Here is a 16,267-nt window from a genome sequence, read left to right on the forward strand (position 1 = left end):
CTGCCTGGCATTGTCCGTATTGTGACGCACCGTGGCAGTCAGTTCCTCCATGCTCGAAGCGGTTTCTTCGAGCGATGCGGCCTGCTCTTCGGTACGGCCCGACAGATCGAGATTGCCTTGCGCAATCTCTCCGCTCGCGGTGGCCACGCCTTCGGCATTGGCCCGCACCTCCACGACGACTCGCGAGAGACTGTCACGCATCGCGTTTAGAGAAGCCATCAGACTGCCGGTATCGCCTGGCCGCAGATCAACCTTCACGCCAAGATCGCCGCTGGCAATCCGCTTGCATACCCCCGCCGCGTACTCAGGCTCGCCACCGAGGCTCGTGCGGATACTGCGGATCAGCAATAGCATGCCGACGGTCAATACCCCGATCACGACCGATGCCAGCAACAGATCGCGCAGGAGCGTCGAATAGAACGCGTGATCGATATCGTCCACGTAGACTCCCGTGAATACGTGCCAGTCCCAGTCAGCGACGAGATAGCTACAGGTAATCTTGCCCACCGGGGCGTCGCTACCCGGCTTCGGCCACACATACTCGCTGAAGTGATTGCCACCCGGCGACGAACTCTTGACGATTTCGGCCGCGATATGGACGCCGTTCGGGTCAACCAGTGCCGCCTGGGATTTGGACTCGAGTTCAGGTTTGGGCGGCACGAGGAGTGCCGTCACATTCGAGTCATAGATGCCGAAATACCCGCTATGGTCCGCACCGTAGCGAAGCCCGCGCAGATTTTCAAGGGCCCGACGTTTCGCTTCGGCGACCGGCAGTGTGTTGTCGGCGGCCTTCTTCTGGTAGTACGAAATCACGCCCAGCGCGGTGTCCATCTGCTGCGACAGCATGCTCTTGCGCTGTTCGAGCATATCGGTCCGGCTCATCCACGCGCTCGTAATGACGAGCACTGCAAGTCCAAACCAGAGAAGAGCCAGGATGCTCCAGAGCTTCTGGTTCAAGGTCAATCGCTTCATTTAGGGCAGTCTCACCGAGGGGAATCGTCAGTTCACGCGAACCCGCCGCTGCCAGCAACACGCTTGCGTGCCTGGCAGAACGGCTCATCGCTGGAACGCCAAACCGCCCGCCATTTCCGTCTTCCCGTCCGGTTGGCCGTGGTTTCGCGCTCGTCGTACACAATGACTCGATTACGGCAAACGTGCGCAAAACTTAAGCGAACAATTGATGAGTCAGATACCGTCCAGCGCGGAGGCTATGCCACCTCTTTCAGCAAATCGCTCAGATCAATGCCGTTCTTGGCCGCGGTCATCAAATCATCGGGTGTCGGGCCCTTGCGAGTCAGGTCCACCAGTGCCTGATTGAGATTCACATAGGGACGCATGCGGTGTTCGTATGCGGCAAAGGCTTGCGCAGGATCGTCCCAGTCCCGGACCAACTCACGAACCAGCACCAATGCACCTACGAGCGCGAGGCTCGTGCCTTGCCCCGAGAATGGCGACGCGCAGTGCGCGGCGTCACCGGCAAGCACGACGCGACCTTTGGACCACGACGGCATCCGAATCTGCCCCAGCTCGTTGTAGTAGAACTGATCGGTCTTTTTCATTGCCTCGATGAAGCGCGGGAAATCGCCCTTCAGATGAGTGCATTCGCTAGCCACCAGTCGCTTCTGCGTTTCCAGATCGCTGCGTGACACAGCGGGTTCGGGCGCGGCGAAGCCAACGCCAATCCGTAGTTCGCGCCTGTCGTGGCTTGGGTAGATCACATAGCCGACACCTTCCTCACGATGCCCGAGTTGCCAGGCGCCCAGATCGATCATATTGGGCGTCGAAAAAAGCGCGAGGACCACGCCCAACGGAAAGACAACCGCGGATTCATTGTCGAAACACTGCTTGCGGACGTTGGAGTAGATGCCGTCAGCGCCAACCAGCAGATCGAATTCCCTCTCCACGCCAGAGGTGAATTTCACCGCCACGCCATCGCTGTGATCGTTGATCGCGCGAATGCTGTCGTCGTAAATGAACTCGACGCGCTTGCTCATTGCGCCCATCAGAAGCTCGCAAAGGTCGTCGCGAAAGATTTCAATGTCGTCGCTGTCGAGCCGGCCGGCGCTGAAGGTGCGCTCTTCAGTGCGTTGCGTCTCGTTGCCGTCAGCATCGAGCATCGACATGCCCTTGAGTTGCGTGCGCAAGGCACGGGCGTCCTCATGCAATCCCATCGCCTTGACGACATCCAGCGCGACACCGCGTATGTCGACGGCTTGACCACCGCGCCGAAATGCCGGAGAGCGCTCGACCAGCGTCGTGGTGAATCCCGCGCGATCCAGCCAGTAAGCGACCGCCAGACCGGCGACACCTGCGCCAGAGATCAGTACGTTTCCATTCATGCGTGAGCCTCGTCATCATTCGTGTTGGCGCGTGGCACCTCATCGGGCTCGCCGCGGATCTTCGGGTCGTGGTTGCCGTGCTGATACCCACTCGTGAACTTGATCGACCAAATCATCAAGTATATTTCCAGTGGAAACATATTGGCTGAACGAGCGGGTTCCGTCAACACATTTTTACAGTGGAAACATTGAGTTCGGCTACGAGGCGCTGTGGCTCCGCTCACGCCCCTGAGCGCTCAGGGGCAAAACAGATAAAGCAATGCGGCCCACCGTGTCAGCGTTCGTTCAACTCACACGCTGACATACACCCACGCCTGCGCACCCGACTTGAGCGTAACACTCACCCGCTTATAGTCCGCGACTTCGTAGCGGTCCGCTGCTTCCAACTCCACTGGCGTGATTTCAAAGACCATCCCCGCGATCTCCTGCTTCGGATCGACGCCGGGCTTGATGATCGGATGATGTGTCTTGCCACTGGTTGCGAGCACCTGCGGATCGACGATTTCCACCCATGTCTGCACATAGCCCAGCATCGCGTCGGGGTGTCCGTTCAGTTCGCGGCCAAAGTTCGCAAGTTGCACGGCTTTGTCTTGCAGCGTCCCGTATGAGAAGAGAAGTACAGGGGATTCACTCTGCGTTGTCATGGCGTCCTCAAGTAAGGATGCATCTGGCTGGCACGAGCTGGCACTGTAGGACCGCTCGTTTTTGCAGTGCAAAACCGAAATTCGCAGACCGGCCAGCCAATCAGCGTAATATTTTGCGGCATATAGCGGTCGCGTTCCAGGGTCTTTTCCATATCAACTATGTGAGGAGCACGCTGTACGGCCTGGGCGCCGGTGTCTGGACACGCGACGGCACACGCGCGTATCGTTTCGGCCGCGCGATTCAAGCTGGTCGAGTATGGACGAACTGCTACCACGCCTATCCGGCACATGCGGCGTTCGGCGGCCATAAAGTTTGAGTACTGGCGGCACACGCAGTTCATCATCGACTGCGTGCCCGGCAATGGCGGGATGTTTTCGCTGGAGAGGCCGACAGGTCTGCGCTTCCTGACCCGCTCGCGGCTCTTCGACGATGACGAATCGGCGTGGCTCGCTGAGCATCCCGTCGAACACGCGGATACTTGAAGACACCCGCACGGTCCGGGTTCGCATCGGTCTCTCGCGCCTGCACGTGAAACTGCGCGGTGCGCGTTCCGTTCCTCACGAGGAAGGAAGAGGATGAACACCATGCGCAAAATGAAAGCGGTCGAAGTGAAGCAGGCTTATGACGCAGCGGTCTTGAGCAGTATAGGATCGTTGCGATAGATATCCGGGAACATCCGCTTCAGATCGGTAATTTTCGGCATATCGTTGATGGCGATGTACGGATAGTCAGGATGGAGCGCGAGGAAATTCTGGTGATACGCCTCGGCCGGATAGAAGCCCTTGAACGCTTCCACATGGGTGACCACCGGCGAAGAGAACACATGCGCCTGATCGAGTTGCGCGATATACGCCTGCGCGACGCTGCGCTGCTCCGCGTTGACCGGGAACACGGCCGATCGATACTGCGTGCCGTGGTCCGGTCCCTGGTAGTTCAACTCCGTCGGGTTATGCGCCACGGAGAAAAAGATCTGCAGCAAGCGGCCATACGTGATCTGGGTGGGATCGTAGGTGATCTGCACCGATTCGGCATGACCGGTATCGCCTTCTTCCACCGTGTTGTATTGCGCGGTGCCGGCCGCGCCGCCCGAGTAACCGGCCGCGACCTGCTTGACGCCGCGTACATGCTCGAACACGCCCTGCACGCCCCAGAAGCAGCCGCCCGCAAAAACGGCGGTCTCGCTATGGTTAGCGGCAACTTTTTCATCCTGGGCGGGTGCCGGAATCTTTGTTGCCGGTTCGGCGGAGTTCGCAATGCGTTGCGTTGCAAGCGCGCCTACCGCGAGTGCCACGACACCCGCAAGTTTGGCGATGGAGGAGCGCTTCCACGAGGAAGCCTTGGTAGTCACTGTCTTGCTCACGATGGTCAACCTCTTTAGGTAATGATGGGTTCAGGTGTCCCGGCTTCGAGCCGGGTCTCAGCCGAAGGTGAACGAATAGGCTTCGACACCCGGGTCCAGAAACTCGATCGAAAACGTGTGGTCCTTGATGTCACCGGTCTGCCTTACCAGTTGATAGAGTCGCTGCTCCGTCACCGTGCCCGTGCCGTCGGCGCTCACGTCGCTGCCGTGCTCATCGCCAGGCGCCTTGCCGTCGATGCTGACGCAAAACCGCACGGGTTTGCCGTCCTTGTCCGGGCCTAGCACCAGATGCAGATCGCGAGCGTGGAAACGGTACACAATCGCGCCGGACGATGCACCGAGCGTAGCGTGCTCGGCGCCCACCCGCCACTTGCCGGCGAGGCCCCATTCGTTGAGCTCAGGCCCAGTGGGCGCGGCGTACGTGTGGAGCTTGTCTTCGGTTTCGCCACCGCGCGACACGAAGTTCTCGGCGCGTGCATAGCCAATGTAGGTCTCCGGCGACTTCATGTCGTGGTCGTCGGCAGCCGCCAGCACACCCTGCGCGCTACCGACGGCCAGTCCGGTCGTAATCTTCGAAGCGTCGGCGTGTCCTGCTTCCGTCAGCAGTTGCTGGATCACCTTTTCAGACTGTGCATAGTCGCCTTCACCGAAGTGGTGGTAACGGATACGTCCCTGTGCGTCGACGAAGTAATGCGCGGGCCAGTACTCGTTGTTCAGCGAGCGCCAGATAGCATAGTTGTTGTCGATCGCAACCGGGTAATCGATGCCGAGGTCATGCGTGGCCTTCTTCACGTTGTCGATATTGCGTTCAAATGCGAATTCCGGCGCATGCACCCCGATTACAACGAGCCCTTGGTCTTTGTACTTGTCAGCCCACGCCTTCACATAGGGCAGCGAACGCAGGCAGTTGATGCACGAGTACGTCCAGAAGTCGATCAGCACGACCTTGCCGCGCAGACTTTGTGCGGTAAGGGGCGGCGAGTTGAGCCACTGCACCGCGCCGGTTAGCGGAGGAAGCACGCCTTCGACCGGCAACGCTGGTACAGCCTCGGACGCCGCTTGCGAAGTACGCATCATTGCGCCACCGGCGCCGGCGTTCGCTGAATTTGTGTCTGCAGCGTCTGCGCCCGCGCCAGCAACCGCGGCGGTATCTGCCGCCATCATCGCGCCGCCCGAAGCGGCCGCAGTATTCGCTGCCATCATCGCGCCACCGCTCGTCGTGCTGACCGCCGCGTTACTTGATGAAGCCGCGCCAGCCGGCATCGCACGCGGCGACAGGCGATCCACCAGCTTCTGTTCGATGCCGCCCGTCGCAACGGTCGAAATCCGCGTCAGCACACCCGTGTCGAGACCGAACGCAATCGCCACCACCCCGCCCAGCATCGCCGCGCCGATCCCACGGCGAATCCACTCACCAGCGCCGAGCGAGCGCTTCATCGCCGTGAAGACCCGGCCGCCGATCACCAGCGCCACCGCGAGCGAGGTTGCCGCGCCCGCTGCATAGGCGATGAGCAGCAGCGTCGTGCCGACGCTCGCACCGCGCAGCGCGGCTCCGGTCAGCACCAGGCCAAGAATCGGACCCGCGCACGGCGCCCACAGCAAGCCGGTCGCGATGCCAAGCAGAAACGACGAACCAATGCGGGTCTGCTTGCCATCGGCCTGCGCGAAGTTCGTCAGCCGGTTACCGGCGCTGACGAGTGGCCGCATCAGATGGTCGGCGAAGCGCGGGAACAGCAGCGTCAGGCCGAAGATGCCGAGCAGCGCGATAGCCACCCAACGGCCATACTGGTTGGCCTGCGTGACCCAGCCCCCACCAATGGCAGCGAGCGTCGCCACGAGGGCGAACGTCAGCGCCATGCCGGCGAGAAGCGGCAGGCCGCTGCGCACGAACGGTTGATCCGCACGCGCGAAGACGAATGGCAGCACCGGCAGAATGCACGGGCTAAGGATCGTCAGGGCGCCGCCGAGATAGGCGAGAACGATGAGTAACATGACGGTTCCAGGCGTTGTTCCAGGGGTTATGGGAGGTACCGTCGGGACTCAGGCAGCCGCTGGCGTAAAGTTCATGGCGAGCCCGTTCATGCAATACCGCAGACCGGTAGGCTTCGGGCCGTCATCGAAGACGTGCCCAAGATGGCCGCCACAGCGCCGGCAATGCACTTCCGTGCGCGACATGCCGAATGAACTGTCTTCGCGTGTCACCACCGCGTGGTCGAGCGGCGCCCAGAAGCTCGGCCAGCCAGTGTGGCTGTCGAACTTCGTGCGCGACGAGAACAGGTCCAGCCGGCAGCCCGCGCAGCCGAACACGCCCGCCCGGTGCTCATCGTTCAGCGGACTCGTGAAGGGCCGCTCGGTCCCTTCTTCGCGCAGAACGGTGTACTGTGCCGGAGTCAAAAGCTGGTGCCATTGCGCTTCGGTCCGCGTGAACTCGAAGCTTTCGGCTGCCTTGCCGGTATCCGACGACGCAGCGGCCAACCGGGGCCAGCGGCTTACTGCGGCAAGCGCCGTCACGGCGGCGCCGGTTGATAATAGAAAGCGTCTACGACTATGCATGATGTGCTCCTGGGCCAATCTGCTGAACGTGGCTCAATCCTAGAGCGCGGGCGGTGTCAAAGTCCTCACGAAAAGTTAAATTAAATGTGATAACTCGCCGCCCGGAAATTTTGCACAATGGCGCAATGGCCAGATTCCCGGCTCCAGCCGCGCCACCGCCCTAACCGCCCCAGACCACGACCTCCATGGATCATCCGAAGCGCATCCTGATCGTTGAAGACGACGTTGACATTGCCAACGTGTTGGCCCTGCATCTGCGGGACGAACGCTATGAGGTCGTGCACAGCGCCGACGGCAATGAAGGGTTGCGGCTGCTGGAACAGGGGAACTGGGATGCGCTCATTCTCGATCTGATGCTGCCCGGCGTCGACGGACTGGAGATTTGCCGCCGCGCCCGTGCGATGACACGTTACACCCCGATCATCATCACCAGCGCCCGCGCGAGCGAAGTGCACCGGATTCTCGGCCTCGAACTCGGCGCCGACGACTACCTTGCCAAGCCGTTCTCCGTGCTGGAACTGGTCGCGCGAGTCAAGGCGCTGCTGCGCCGCGTCGAAGCGATGGCGAAAGATTCGCGCATCGACGCCGGCACCTTGCAGATAGCCGGCCTAACCATCGATCCACTGACGCGCGAGGCCGCTGTCGAAGGCCGGCCCATCGAACTGACCCCACGCGAGTTCGATCTGCTGTATTTCTTCGCCCAACAGCCCGGCAAAGTGTTTTCGCGAATGGATCTGCTGAACGCCGTATGGGGTTATCAGCATGAGGGCTATGAACATACGGTCAACACGCACATCAACCGCCTGCGCGCCAAGGTCGAAGCCGATCCGGCTCAGCCCATGCGCATACTGACCGTCTGGGGGCGCGGATACAAGCTGGCCGTGCTGTCTGACGGCACATCGGCGCACGACCTGACGCCAACGGATGCGCCATGAAACTCACTCTTACCCAGCGGCTGTCGATCGTATTCTCCGCGCTACTGCTCGCCTGCTGCGGCGCATCGGCATGGCTGCAAATCCGCTCCAGCGATCTGCATGATCAGGAAGTGATTCAGGGCTTGTCGCGCGATCTCGCCGGCCACATCGCCCGCAGCGCACCGCTGATGGATGCGAACGGCCTGCGGCCTGACGCCGTGCGTCAACTGTTCGGTCAACTGATGGTGGTCAACCCCAGCGTCGAGGTGTATCTGCTCGACAACCAGGGGCGCATCAAGGGTGACGACGCACCCATTGGACATGTGAAGCGCGAGCAAGTGAACCTCGCGCCGATTCGCCGCTTCATCGCGGGTGACACGCTACCGATTCTCGGCGACGATCCACGCAGCACCGACACGCGCAAGGTGTTCAGCGCCGCGCCGCTACAGGTCAACGGCCAGGCGCCGTCGGGTTATATCTACGTCGTGCTGCTCGGGGAAGCGCACGACGCACTGGCTGCGCGAGTGAGCGCCAGTTCGGTCTTGCGCACCACCCTGTGGTACACGGCACTCGTGACTCTGCTTGGGCTCATTGCGGGCCTGATGGCTTTCGGGCTCATCACGCGGCCTTTAAAACGGCTGTCCGCAGCGATGCTCCGCTTCGACGCCAACGGCGAGCCGGATACGCAGCCGCACGTCCCGCGTTCGTCTTCAGCCGGCACGCGTGATGAAATCGCTGTACTGGAGACGGCTTTCGCGCAAATGGCTGCACGTATCGGTGAACAGTGGCGCGAGCTAACCAGACAGGACCAGCAACGGCGCGAATTGCTCGCCAATATTTCGCACGACTTGCGCACGCCGCTGACCTCGCTGCACGGCTACCTTGAAACGCTGTCGCTCAAATCCGACACGCTCGGTGAAACGGAGCGCAAACGCTACCTGGCGATCGCGCTTGCGCAAAGCGTCAAGGTGGGCCGACTCGCTCAGGCGCTCTTCGAACTGGCAAGGCTCGAACATGGCAACGTGCAACCGGCATGGGAAGAGTTTTCGCTGGTCGATCTGGTGCAGGATGTGTTCCAGAAATTCGAGTTGCCAGCGGAGGCGCGGCACATCCATCTGCGCGCCGAAATTCCGCAGCGCTTGCCCACGGTATGCGCTGACCTCGGCATGATCGAACGGGTGCTGACTAACCTGCTCGACAACGCGATCCGTCATACACCCGCTGATGGCACGATTGGCGTTGACCTCGCGTATCGCGACGGCAAGGTCTCGGTCACTGTCAGCGACTCCGGCTCAGGTATTCCGGCGAATCTGCGCGATGGCCTATTCGAGCGCCCTTTCAGCTCTGGAGGCGGGCACCGTGGCGGCGGGTTCGGTCTGCTGATCGTGCAGCGCATGTTGCAGTTGCATCACAGTCAGATTCGTCTGGTCGAGCATACTGGGGCGGGTGCGGTATTTTGCTTCGAACTCCCTACGAGTTTGAGTTCGCAGACAACCGGAGCCACGGTTTAAAAGCGATAGCCGATGCCGCCGAGATAGATGTCGCTGTCCTTGTCGTAGGTCGTCATGACACGATTCCACGACGCGCGCACGTACCAGTGTCGGGTGACGTTATACGCAGCCGACATCGTCAGTAACAACGAGACGATCCCGCTGGTATCCGTGCCGTCCTTGATGCGGTGCGTATCGGTTGCGTAGTAAGGCCCGGCGCCCACTCCCAAACTCAGTTTGTCATTGAAGAAACTGCGGCGCACCCATACCTGCGCTGCCGCACCGGAGCGGGTATTGAGCTCCGTATGACCTTCATTGATCCAGCTAATCGTTGCGTCGATGTAGCGCCCAAAGCCATGCCGGTACTCGAAGCCATACGCGGCAGCACCGGGGGAGCTAAGGCTGTTGACTTCGGTCCAGCCCGCCATCGCGGTAATCTGGTTGCCGCTCGACATGCTATCGCTGGTGCCCCCGGAGAGCGAGCCGTGCCCCTTGGGCGCATCGAGTTCGTAACCGATGCCGAACATCGCGCTGAACGTGTTATAGCTGCCAGATGCGAGAATTTCGTTGAGACGCACCTGATAAAACAGACGCTCGTCGGTAAACCAGGTTGCCGAAAGGCTGAAGATCGCCCCCCATCCATGGCTGTCGATGTAGCGCTTGTCGTCGGCGGTGGCGATCGTGTCGAAGTAGTTATAGCCGCCTACCCCGGCGGCAAGCGAGAGCCGCTGGTCAAAAAACGCGGTGCGCCACCAGTACTGCAAGGCGAAGCCATCGCGATGATTGTCCTGAACGTGACCCTCGTTAAGCCAGGAGTAACTGAGCGCGTTGTGTTCATCGAGCGCTTGCAGATAGGTGAAGCCCCAGGAGTAAGCCGACTCCCCGGGTCGGTCGGCGCGTAGCCATCCCCCGAGTACCGAAAGCTCCTGTGCATGGACCGCACTGACGAATGCGGCGCCGACTAACGCCGCAATCCACCTCGACATGCGTGCAAACCGACCGTTCTTCATAGCTTGTCATCCGCATTTGAACTAGGCAAAGGGACAATGCGCAAACGCCCGAAGAATTCACAAACTAATGAGCGGCTCTGAGTTTACCGTCGAAAATATGACAACGTTGGCGTATGCGGTCCATGTCGTAACGTGGCGTAACCTTATGCATAGGTTCAAAACCGGCCCTAGGAGAAAACGGTAACGGCAAGGGGATGCACAGGTATACCAGCGGAAAAATATACCGTCATAAATACGGGTGCTCGTTTGCAGCTAATTGTCGCCAGCAAGGTTCTGCGATTCACGCAGAAGCCAGTCATGAAACTGCTGTATCTTGCGCGCGGACCGGTCAGCCGCTCGATAGCAGAAAAAGTGGGTTTCGCGTTCGATTTGCTTGTACATCCCTTCTCCGACGATGACGAGCTCGCCGTTTGCGAGTTCACGCTCCGCGAAACGAACGCTTTCAAGCGCCACGCCTAATCCATCGACGGCCGCCGCCAGCACCAGGGCCGCACGATCGAATGACGGCTGCGGCTTGTCGGGCATCTTCAGGTTGTTGTGTTTGAACCAGTCGCGCCAGCGGACCGGGTTCAGATTCGATTCAATCAACGTCAGCGTTGCAATGTCTTCACGCTGGAACCCCTTGTCCAAGAGCCTTGGGGACGCGAGTGGCGCGGTTCTTTCCGCGCCAAGTGCTTCAATGACGACACCGGCCTGGCGGCGCACCGATCCGTACGCGATCGCGACGTCCAGTTCTGCGTGTTTCAGCATATCGACCGCCTCTGCGCTCGATGACATCCGGATGGTCAAACCAGGATATTCGCGCATGAAAGCGGGCAGGCGCGGCCCCAGCCATTTCGATGCAAAGCTGGGGGTGCAATGGACCGACAGCGACTCGGTAACCGCCTTCGGCACGAGGTCACGACAGACCTCCTCGACCATGTCAAACGCGGTGGACAGCGTCGCCGCCAGCCGCGCTCCCGCATCCGTCAGTTCGACCCGCCGGTTGCTGCGGGTAAAAAGCTGCTGCTGCAAATACGCTTCCAGCCCGCGCACCTGATGGCTGATCGCGGAGGGCGTCAAATGCATTTCTTCAGAAGCAAGCAGGAAACTCTGCAACCGCGCAGCAGCTTCAAAGGCCCGCAAGGATTGAAGGGAGGGCAGCTTTCGCATAAGTTTTCGGGTGAAATAGATTCATCTTTCCGTGAAAACTCGTCGTTTGTCAACCGCTTCCTGTACGGCGATCATCATGTTTAGCAAGCCGGCACATCAAGATGCCGGCGCCCCACAACAGCCTGAAGCAAGGCCGTCGAACTGGAGGAGACATGTCGCAAGCATCCGCCCCGCTACCGCGGCGCTCGTACGAGCCCGTCGCATTGAACGAATCCGGCATCTACGCCAAAGTCGCGTGGCGCCTGATCCCGTTTCTGTTTCTCTGTTATGTCGCGGCGTACCTCGACCGAGTCAATGTGGGCTTCGCCAAGCTCCAGATGCTGTCCGACCTCGGTTTCAGCGAAACCGTCTATGGCCTCGGCGCCGGCGTCTTCTTCATTGGCTATTTCCTGTTTGAGGTCCCCAGCAACATCATTCTTCATAAGGTTGGCGCCCGTCTCTGGATTGCCCGCGTCATGCTGACGTGGGGACTAATATCCGGCGCGATGATGTTCGTCAAAACACCGACGATGTTCTACGTCATGCGTTTCGCACTCGGGCTTGCGGAAGCCGGCCTTTTCCCGGGCGTCATTCTTTACCTGACCTACTGGTTCCCCGCCGAGCGGCGCGGCAAGATCACGGCCCTGTTCATGACGGGCATTCCGATGTCCGGTGTCATTGGCGGTCCGCTGTCGGGCTGGATCCTGCATTCACTGTCCGGTGCGCACGGACTCGCGGGCTGGCAATGGCTCTTCCTTCTTGAAGCGCTGCCGTCCCTCGTCATGGGCATCGCGGTGATCGCTTATCTGGACGACGGCATCAAGCACGCCAAGTGGCTCACCGATTCGGAAAAGTCGCTCCTCGCGGCAAACATCGCAAAAGATAGCAGTAGTGCAGAGTCGCACTCGCTGCGCGACGGCTTTACGAAACCCATCGTGTGGTTGCTCAGCGGGATCTACTTCTTCTTCATCATGGGTCTCTATGGCGTGGGCTTCTGGCTGCCGACGCTCATCAAGGGATCGGGTGTCAAGGAACCACTGGTCATCGGACTCCTTACCACCTTGCCCTATGCGGCTGCGGCGATAGGTATGGTCCTCATTGGTCGTAGCTCGGACATCCGGCGCGAACGCCGCTGGCACGTCACCGTGCCCGGCCTGATCGGCACCGTAGGTTGGCTCGTCAGCATTTCCATCGGTCATACGAGCATCGCGCTGTCGATGGTCGCGCTGACCGTCGCGACAATCGGCGTCATGGTCACGCTTTCGCAATTCTGGTGCCTCCCGCCTGCTGTGCTGAGTGGCGCTGCTGCCGCCACGGGCGTCGCCGTCGTCAACTCCGTGGGCAATCTGGCCGGCTTCGTCAGCCCTTACGCAATTGGCTGGATCGTCGATAAAACCCACTCAACGGACCTCGGTGTGTACACGCTCGCCGCATGTCTCACTATCGGCGGATTGCTGGTGCTGACACTGCCAAAACGCCTCGTTAATCGCTAATGCTCACGCGCATTGTAAAGGAGACAATCATGTCGGAAACCGTCGAACAGACCATCGTCAAACCCACTGCCAAAAAGCGCATTTCCGTCTATCAGCCGAAGCAAGAAGGACTGAAGTTCCCGGAAATTCCGGAGTTCGCGTCGGTTGCCGAGGAACGGCTGTATCGCCAGAAGCACCTTGTCGCCGCCTGCCGGGCATTTGCGCTTCACCATTTCGACTACGGTTTCGCCGGCCACCTCACAGTGCGCGACCCGGAGCATCCTGAGTTGTACTGGACAAATCCGATGTGCGTCCACTTCTCGGAAGTCAGATTATCGAATCTGATTCTCGCGGATCACAAGGGCCGAGTGGTGGGCGGAGACTATGCGATCAATCAGGCGGGTTTCGTCCTGCATGCCGCCGTACATGAAGCGCACCCGGATATCATCGCGATGTGCCACGCACATACCATTTATGGCACCGCCTGGGCATCGACCGGCCGCAAGCTCGACCCGATCTCGCAAGATGCGTCTGTTTTCTTTGAAGACCATGTCGTCATCGACGATGAAGCGGGACAGGTCGCGGTTGAAGAGGACGCCGGGTGCTCGGTTGCGTCCTGGTTCAAGGATGTGCGCGCCGCGATTCACAAGAATCACGGCTTGCTCACGGCGAGTCGACACAGCATCGACGAAGCCGCGTTCTGGTTCATCACGCTGGAACGGGTCTGCCAGCAACAGTTGCTGATCGAAGCTTCAGGCATCAAGCCGACGCTGGTGACGCCCGAACGCGCACGTTATAGCCGCGAACACGTGGGTAGCCCGTTTATCGGCTGGCTGCATTTCCAGACGATCTACGATCAACTGGTCGCTCAGCAGCCGGATATGTTTGAGTAAGGCCAAGGTGCGGCAACTGGCTTGCGCGAAAGCGCAACCTGGCGCCGCTACCTGGCAGCAGTCCAGATTGACCCGCTGCTAAAGTGACGGTACGATCGCTAGAATGAACACGCGCACCCGCCCCCTTCGTCACTTTTTCGCATGCTGTCGCAGCCTGCCAGTGGGAGGCTGCGCGTAGCGCAATCCGATTTCGTCGACATCGTCATGTCTCGAACCTGCTGGCCACCCGTCGCAAGACCGGTGGCCTTTGTGTTTTTCGGGCCTCGTTTCTTACTCATCCATCCATTTCACTCCTTCAGGAGCCGCACATGCCGCTGGCGCTCTACGACACCTGGTCGCGGGCCATCCGCCCGTTCACACCGCTGCAGACAAGCCATGTCGGGCTCTACTGCTGCGGTCCGACCGTGTACGACCACGCGCATATCGGCAACCTGCGAACCTACGTGTTCGAGGATGTGCTGCGGCGCGTCCTCGCGCTCAACGGCTACGAGGTGCGTCACGTCGTGAACATTACGGATGTCGGCCATCTGGCGTCCGATGCCGATGAAGGCGAAGACAAGATGGAAAAAGGCAGCCGCCGTACCGGCGAGTCCGCATGGGAGGTCGCCGCGCGCTACACCGCCGCGTTCAAGGGGGACTGGCACGCGCTGAACCTGCTCGAGCCGACAGTCTGGTGCCGCGCGACCGATCACATCGCTGAGCAGATCGCATTCATCGCCGCCATCGAACAGGCGGCCTTCATGTACATCACGAGCGACGGCGTGTACTTCGACACGTCGCGTCAGGACAACTACGGTTTTCTCGCACGTCTCGACCGCGAGGGTCTGCAGGGCGGCAAACGCGTCGCACTCGGCGACAAGCGTCATGTCACCGATTTCGCGCTGTGGAAGTTCAGCCCGCGCGACGCAAAGCGTCAGATGGAGTGGGACAGCCCATGGGGACGCGGCTTTCCCGGATGGCATATCGAGTGCTCGGCGATGTCCGCGCGCTATCTGGGGCCGTGGTTCGACATCCACTGCGGCGGCGAGGACCACATCGCGGTTCATCATAGCAACGAGATCGCGCAAACGCAGGCCGCGCACGGAACACGCCTCGCAAACTTCTGGATGCATGGCCATTTCCTGATGCTCGATCAGGACCGGATGTCGAAATCGGGCGGTGGATTTCTACGTTTGCAAACGCTGATAGAACGCGGTATCGATCCGCTCGCATACCGTTACCTGTGCCTCACTGCGCACTATCGCAGCAAGCTGCGCTTCAGCTGGGATGCGCTCGACGGTGCGCAGGTTGCGCTGGATCGCCTGCGCCGGGTCTACGCAGAATGGTTGCGCGACGAGGACGTGTCTCCAGGTTTGACCGCCAATGGCGCGGCGGACGAGCGCTATCTCGCGCGTTTTTCCGCAGAGGTCGATCAGGACCTGAACCTGCCGCGCGCGCTGGCCGTGTTGTGGGAACTGGTTCGTAGCGACCTGCCCGCTGCGGTGAAACGCGCGACGGTCGATCGCTTCGACACGGTGCTCGGACTGCGCCCTGCGCATCAACGCGATGCGGCAAGTGAGATCCCCGCTGAAGTCGCCGCGCTGGCGGAGCGGCGTCGCAGCGCGCGTATCGCAAAGCAATGGGCGCAAGCCGACCATCTGCGCGACGCACTCGCTGCGCTAGGCTGGCGCGTCGAAGACGACCCAAAGGGACAGCGGATCGTCCCAATGGAGGAGCAGCGCGATTCGCAGTGACGCACAGGGCGCAATCAGCCCGTAGCGCAGCCTATCCAACGGTAGCGATGACCGTCAACACAGCGGCATTTTCAGCTCGTTGCGCGCGGTCACGGTTAGCACTGCTGGTGGATGATGCCGACATCGCAAAGGAAAAACCGGCTAATTGTCGTCAAATACGGCTTTTTCCTGAGTGACACAAGTGTTGTGCCTGCGTCTGCGTTTACGCTGCGTGCTCCCCTACACATAATGGCCCGACATACCGCAAGCACCGGTTTGCGGTCAATCGAGGCTGTGGCGAATTGAGGTTTACCGACTGGCTGCCGGCATTAAGCGGTTCAGGTAAGCAACTTTGAAGATGTCTGATCCTTATTGGATTGCTATGGCACTTATCGCTCGCCTGCGTACGCTTATTACCATCTGGAGTCAGTATGCCAACCGATATTCTTCCCGAGACCCCGTCGCGCCGTCGTTTTATTGGTGTCGCAGCAGCGGCCCTTGCTGCGGGCGCATTGAGTCAGCTCGCCTTTGCCGAAACGGGTCAGTCCATCACTGAAATTGCACCACCCGCAGGCGGTAACAAGGACGCCATTCGCCCGCTTCACGTGAAGGTGCCTGAAGCGCAACTTGTCGACCTGAAAAGGCGCATCAAGGCAACACGGTGGCCCGAGCGCGAAACCGTCACGGATGCCTCGCAAGGCGTGCAACTCGCCACCATGCAGAGAGTCGCGCGTTACTGGAGCACCGA

General features: G+C 60.4%; 14 protein-coding genes and 2 pseudogenes. 8 read left to right on the plus strand and 8 right to left on the minus strand.

Going from position 1 to position 16,267, the window contains the following annotated elements:
• From WCA85_RS23685 to WCA85_RS23695, 3 genes are all read right to left on the minus strand, one after another.
• A partial coding sequence (locus WCA85_RS23685; protein WP_424067287.1) for a cache domain-containing protein occupies positions 1-972 on the minus strand: 972 nt, incomplete at its 3' end.
• A 236-nt stretch (positions 973-1,208) separates the two neighbouring features.
• The gene (locus tag WCA85_RS23690) at positions 1,209-2,339 is read right to left on the minus strand and encodes an FAD-dependent monooxygenase (protein WP_424067288.1); all 1,131 of its coding nucleotides are present in this window, start codon (positions 2,337-2,339) and stop codon (positions 1,209-1,211) included.
• Between the two features lie 290 nt (positions 2,340-2,629).
• A complete protein-coding gene (locus WCA85_RS23695; protein WP_424067289.1) occupies positions 2,630-2,983 on the minus strand; it encodes a gamma-glutamylcyclotransferase family protein in 354 nt (117 codons plus the stop codon).
• A 167-nt stretch (positions 2,984-3,150) separates the two neighbouring features.
• Here WCA85_RS23695 and WCA85_RS23700 point away from each other — a divergent pair.
• Together WCA85_RS23700 and WCA85_RS23705 are read left to right on the plus strand one after the other, a co-directional pair.
• A pseudogene (locus WCA85_RS23700) lies at positions 3,151-3,294 on the plus strand (aldehyde dehydrogenase family protein); the annotation flags it as partial.
• Positions 3,293-3,466: pseudogene (locus WCA85_RS23705) on the plus strand (DUF779 domain-containing protein); the annotation flags it as partial. The pseudogenes WCA85_RS23700 and WCA85_RS23705, both read left to right, overlap by 2 nt.
• Positions 3,467-3,603: 137 nt before the next feature.
• Here WCA85_RS23705 and msrA read toward each other — a convergent pair.
• From msrA to msrB, 3 genes are read right to left on the minus strand one after another with little or no spacing between them, the layout of a single operon-like run.
• Positions 3,604-4,344: a peptide-methionine (S)-S-oxide reductase MsrA gene (msrA, locus tag WCA85_RS23710; RefSeq protein WP_424067290.1), complete on the minus strand. Its 741-nt coding sequence runs from the start codon at positions 4,342-4,344 to the stop codon at positions 3,604-3,606.
• A gap of 57 nt (positions 4,345-4,401) precedes the next feature.
• Positions 4,402-6,336, minus strand: coding sequence for a cytochrome c biogenesis protein DipZ (locus tag WCA85_RS23715; protein WP_424067291.1), 1,935 nt, complete (start codon positions 6,334-6,336; stop codon positions 4,402-4,404).
• Between the two features lie 48 nt (positions 6,337-6,384).
• Entirely contained in the window at positions 6,385-6,897 is a 513-nt protein-coding gene (gene msrB, locus WCA85_RS23720; RefSeq protein WP_424067292.1) for a peptide-methionine (R)-S-oxide reductase MsrB, read from the minus strand.
• A 185-nt stretch (positions 6,898-7,082) separates the two neighbouring features.
• On the opposite strand from msrB, the gene WCA85_RS23725 reads away from it, so the two are divergent.
• The gene (locus WCA85_RS23725; RefSeq protein ID WP_424067293.1) at positions 7,083-7,832 is read left to right on the plus strand and encodes a response regulator transcription factor; all 750 of its coding nucleotides are present in this window, start codon (positions 7,083-7,085) and stop codon (positions 7,830-7,832) included.
• Positions 7,829-9,322 carry a HAMP domain-containing sensor histidine kinase gene (locus tag WCA85_RS23730; RefSeq protein WP_424067294.1) on the plus strand — a complete coding sequence of 498 codons (1,494 nt, stop codon included), beginning with the start codon at positions 7,829-7,831 and terminating at the stop codon, positions 9,320-9,322. Before WCA85_RS23725 ends, WCA85_RS23730 begins: the two co-directional genes overlap by 4 nt.
• Here WCA85_RS23730 and WCA85_RS23735 read toward each other — a convergent pair.
• Together WCA85_RS23735 and WCA85_RS23740 are read right to left on the minus strand one after the other, a co-directional pair.
• Positions 9,319-10,287 (minus strand): hypothetical protein, encoded by a 969-nt coding sequence (locus WCA85_RS23735; RefSeq protein ID WP_424067295.1) that lies wholly within the window; start codon positions 10,285-10,287, stop codon positions 9,319-9,321. The two genes, WCA85_RS23730 and WCA85_RS23735, sit on opposite strands and share 4 nt — an antisense overlap.
• A 276-nt stretch (positions 10,288-10,563) precedes the next feature.
• The gene (locus WCA85_RS23740) at positions 10,564-11,463 is read right to left on the minus strand and encodes a LysR substrate-binding domain-containing protein (RefSeq protein ID WP_424067296.1); all 900 of its coding nucleotides are present in this window, start codon (positions 11,461-11,463) and stop codon (positions 10,564-10,566) included.
• Positions 11,464-11,615: 152 nt separating this feature from the next.
• Here WCA85_RS23740 and WCA85_RS23745 point away from each other — a divergent pair, with 152 nt between their 5' ends.
• The 4 genes from WCA85_RS23745 to WCA85_RS23760 form a co-directional block, all read left to right on the plus strand.
• On the plus strand, positions 11,616-12,935 hold the full coding sequence (locus WCA85_RS23745; protein WP_424067297.1) for an MFS transporter: 1,320 nt from the start codon (positions 11,616-11,618) through the stop codon (positions 12,933-12,935).
• A 29-nt stretch (positions 12,936-12,964) separates the two neighbouring features.
• Positions 12,965-13,807, plus strand: a complete 843-nt coding sequence (locus tag WCA85_RS23750) for a class II aldolase/adducin family protein (RefSeq protein ID WP_424067298.1) — start codon at positions 12,965-12,967, stop codon at positions 13,805-13,807.
• Between the two features lie 308 nt (positions 13,808-14,115).
• Positions 14,116-15,540, plus strand: a complete 1,425-nt coding sequence (gene cysS, locus WCA85_RS23755) for a cysteine--tRNA ligase (protein ID WP_424067299.1) — start codon at positions 14,116-14,118, stop codon at positions 15,538-15,540.
• 410 nt (positions 15,541-15,950) lie between these two features.
• Positions 15,951-16,267 (plus strand): epoxide hydrolase N-terminal domain-containing protein (locus tag WCA85_RS23760; protein WP_424067300.1); only part of this gene is annotated, 317 nt, incomplete at its 3' end.

It is taken from the genome of Paraburkholderia sp. (genome assembly GCF_049581445.1).
Classification (GTDB): Bacteria; Pseudomonadota; Gammaproteobacteria; order Burkholderiales; family Burkholderiaceae; genus Paraburkholderia.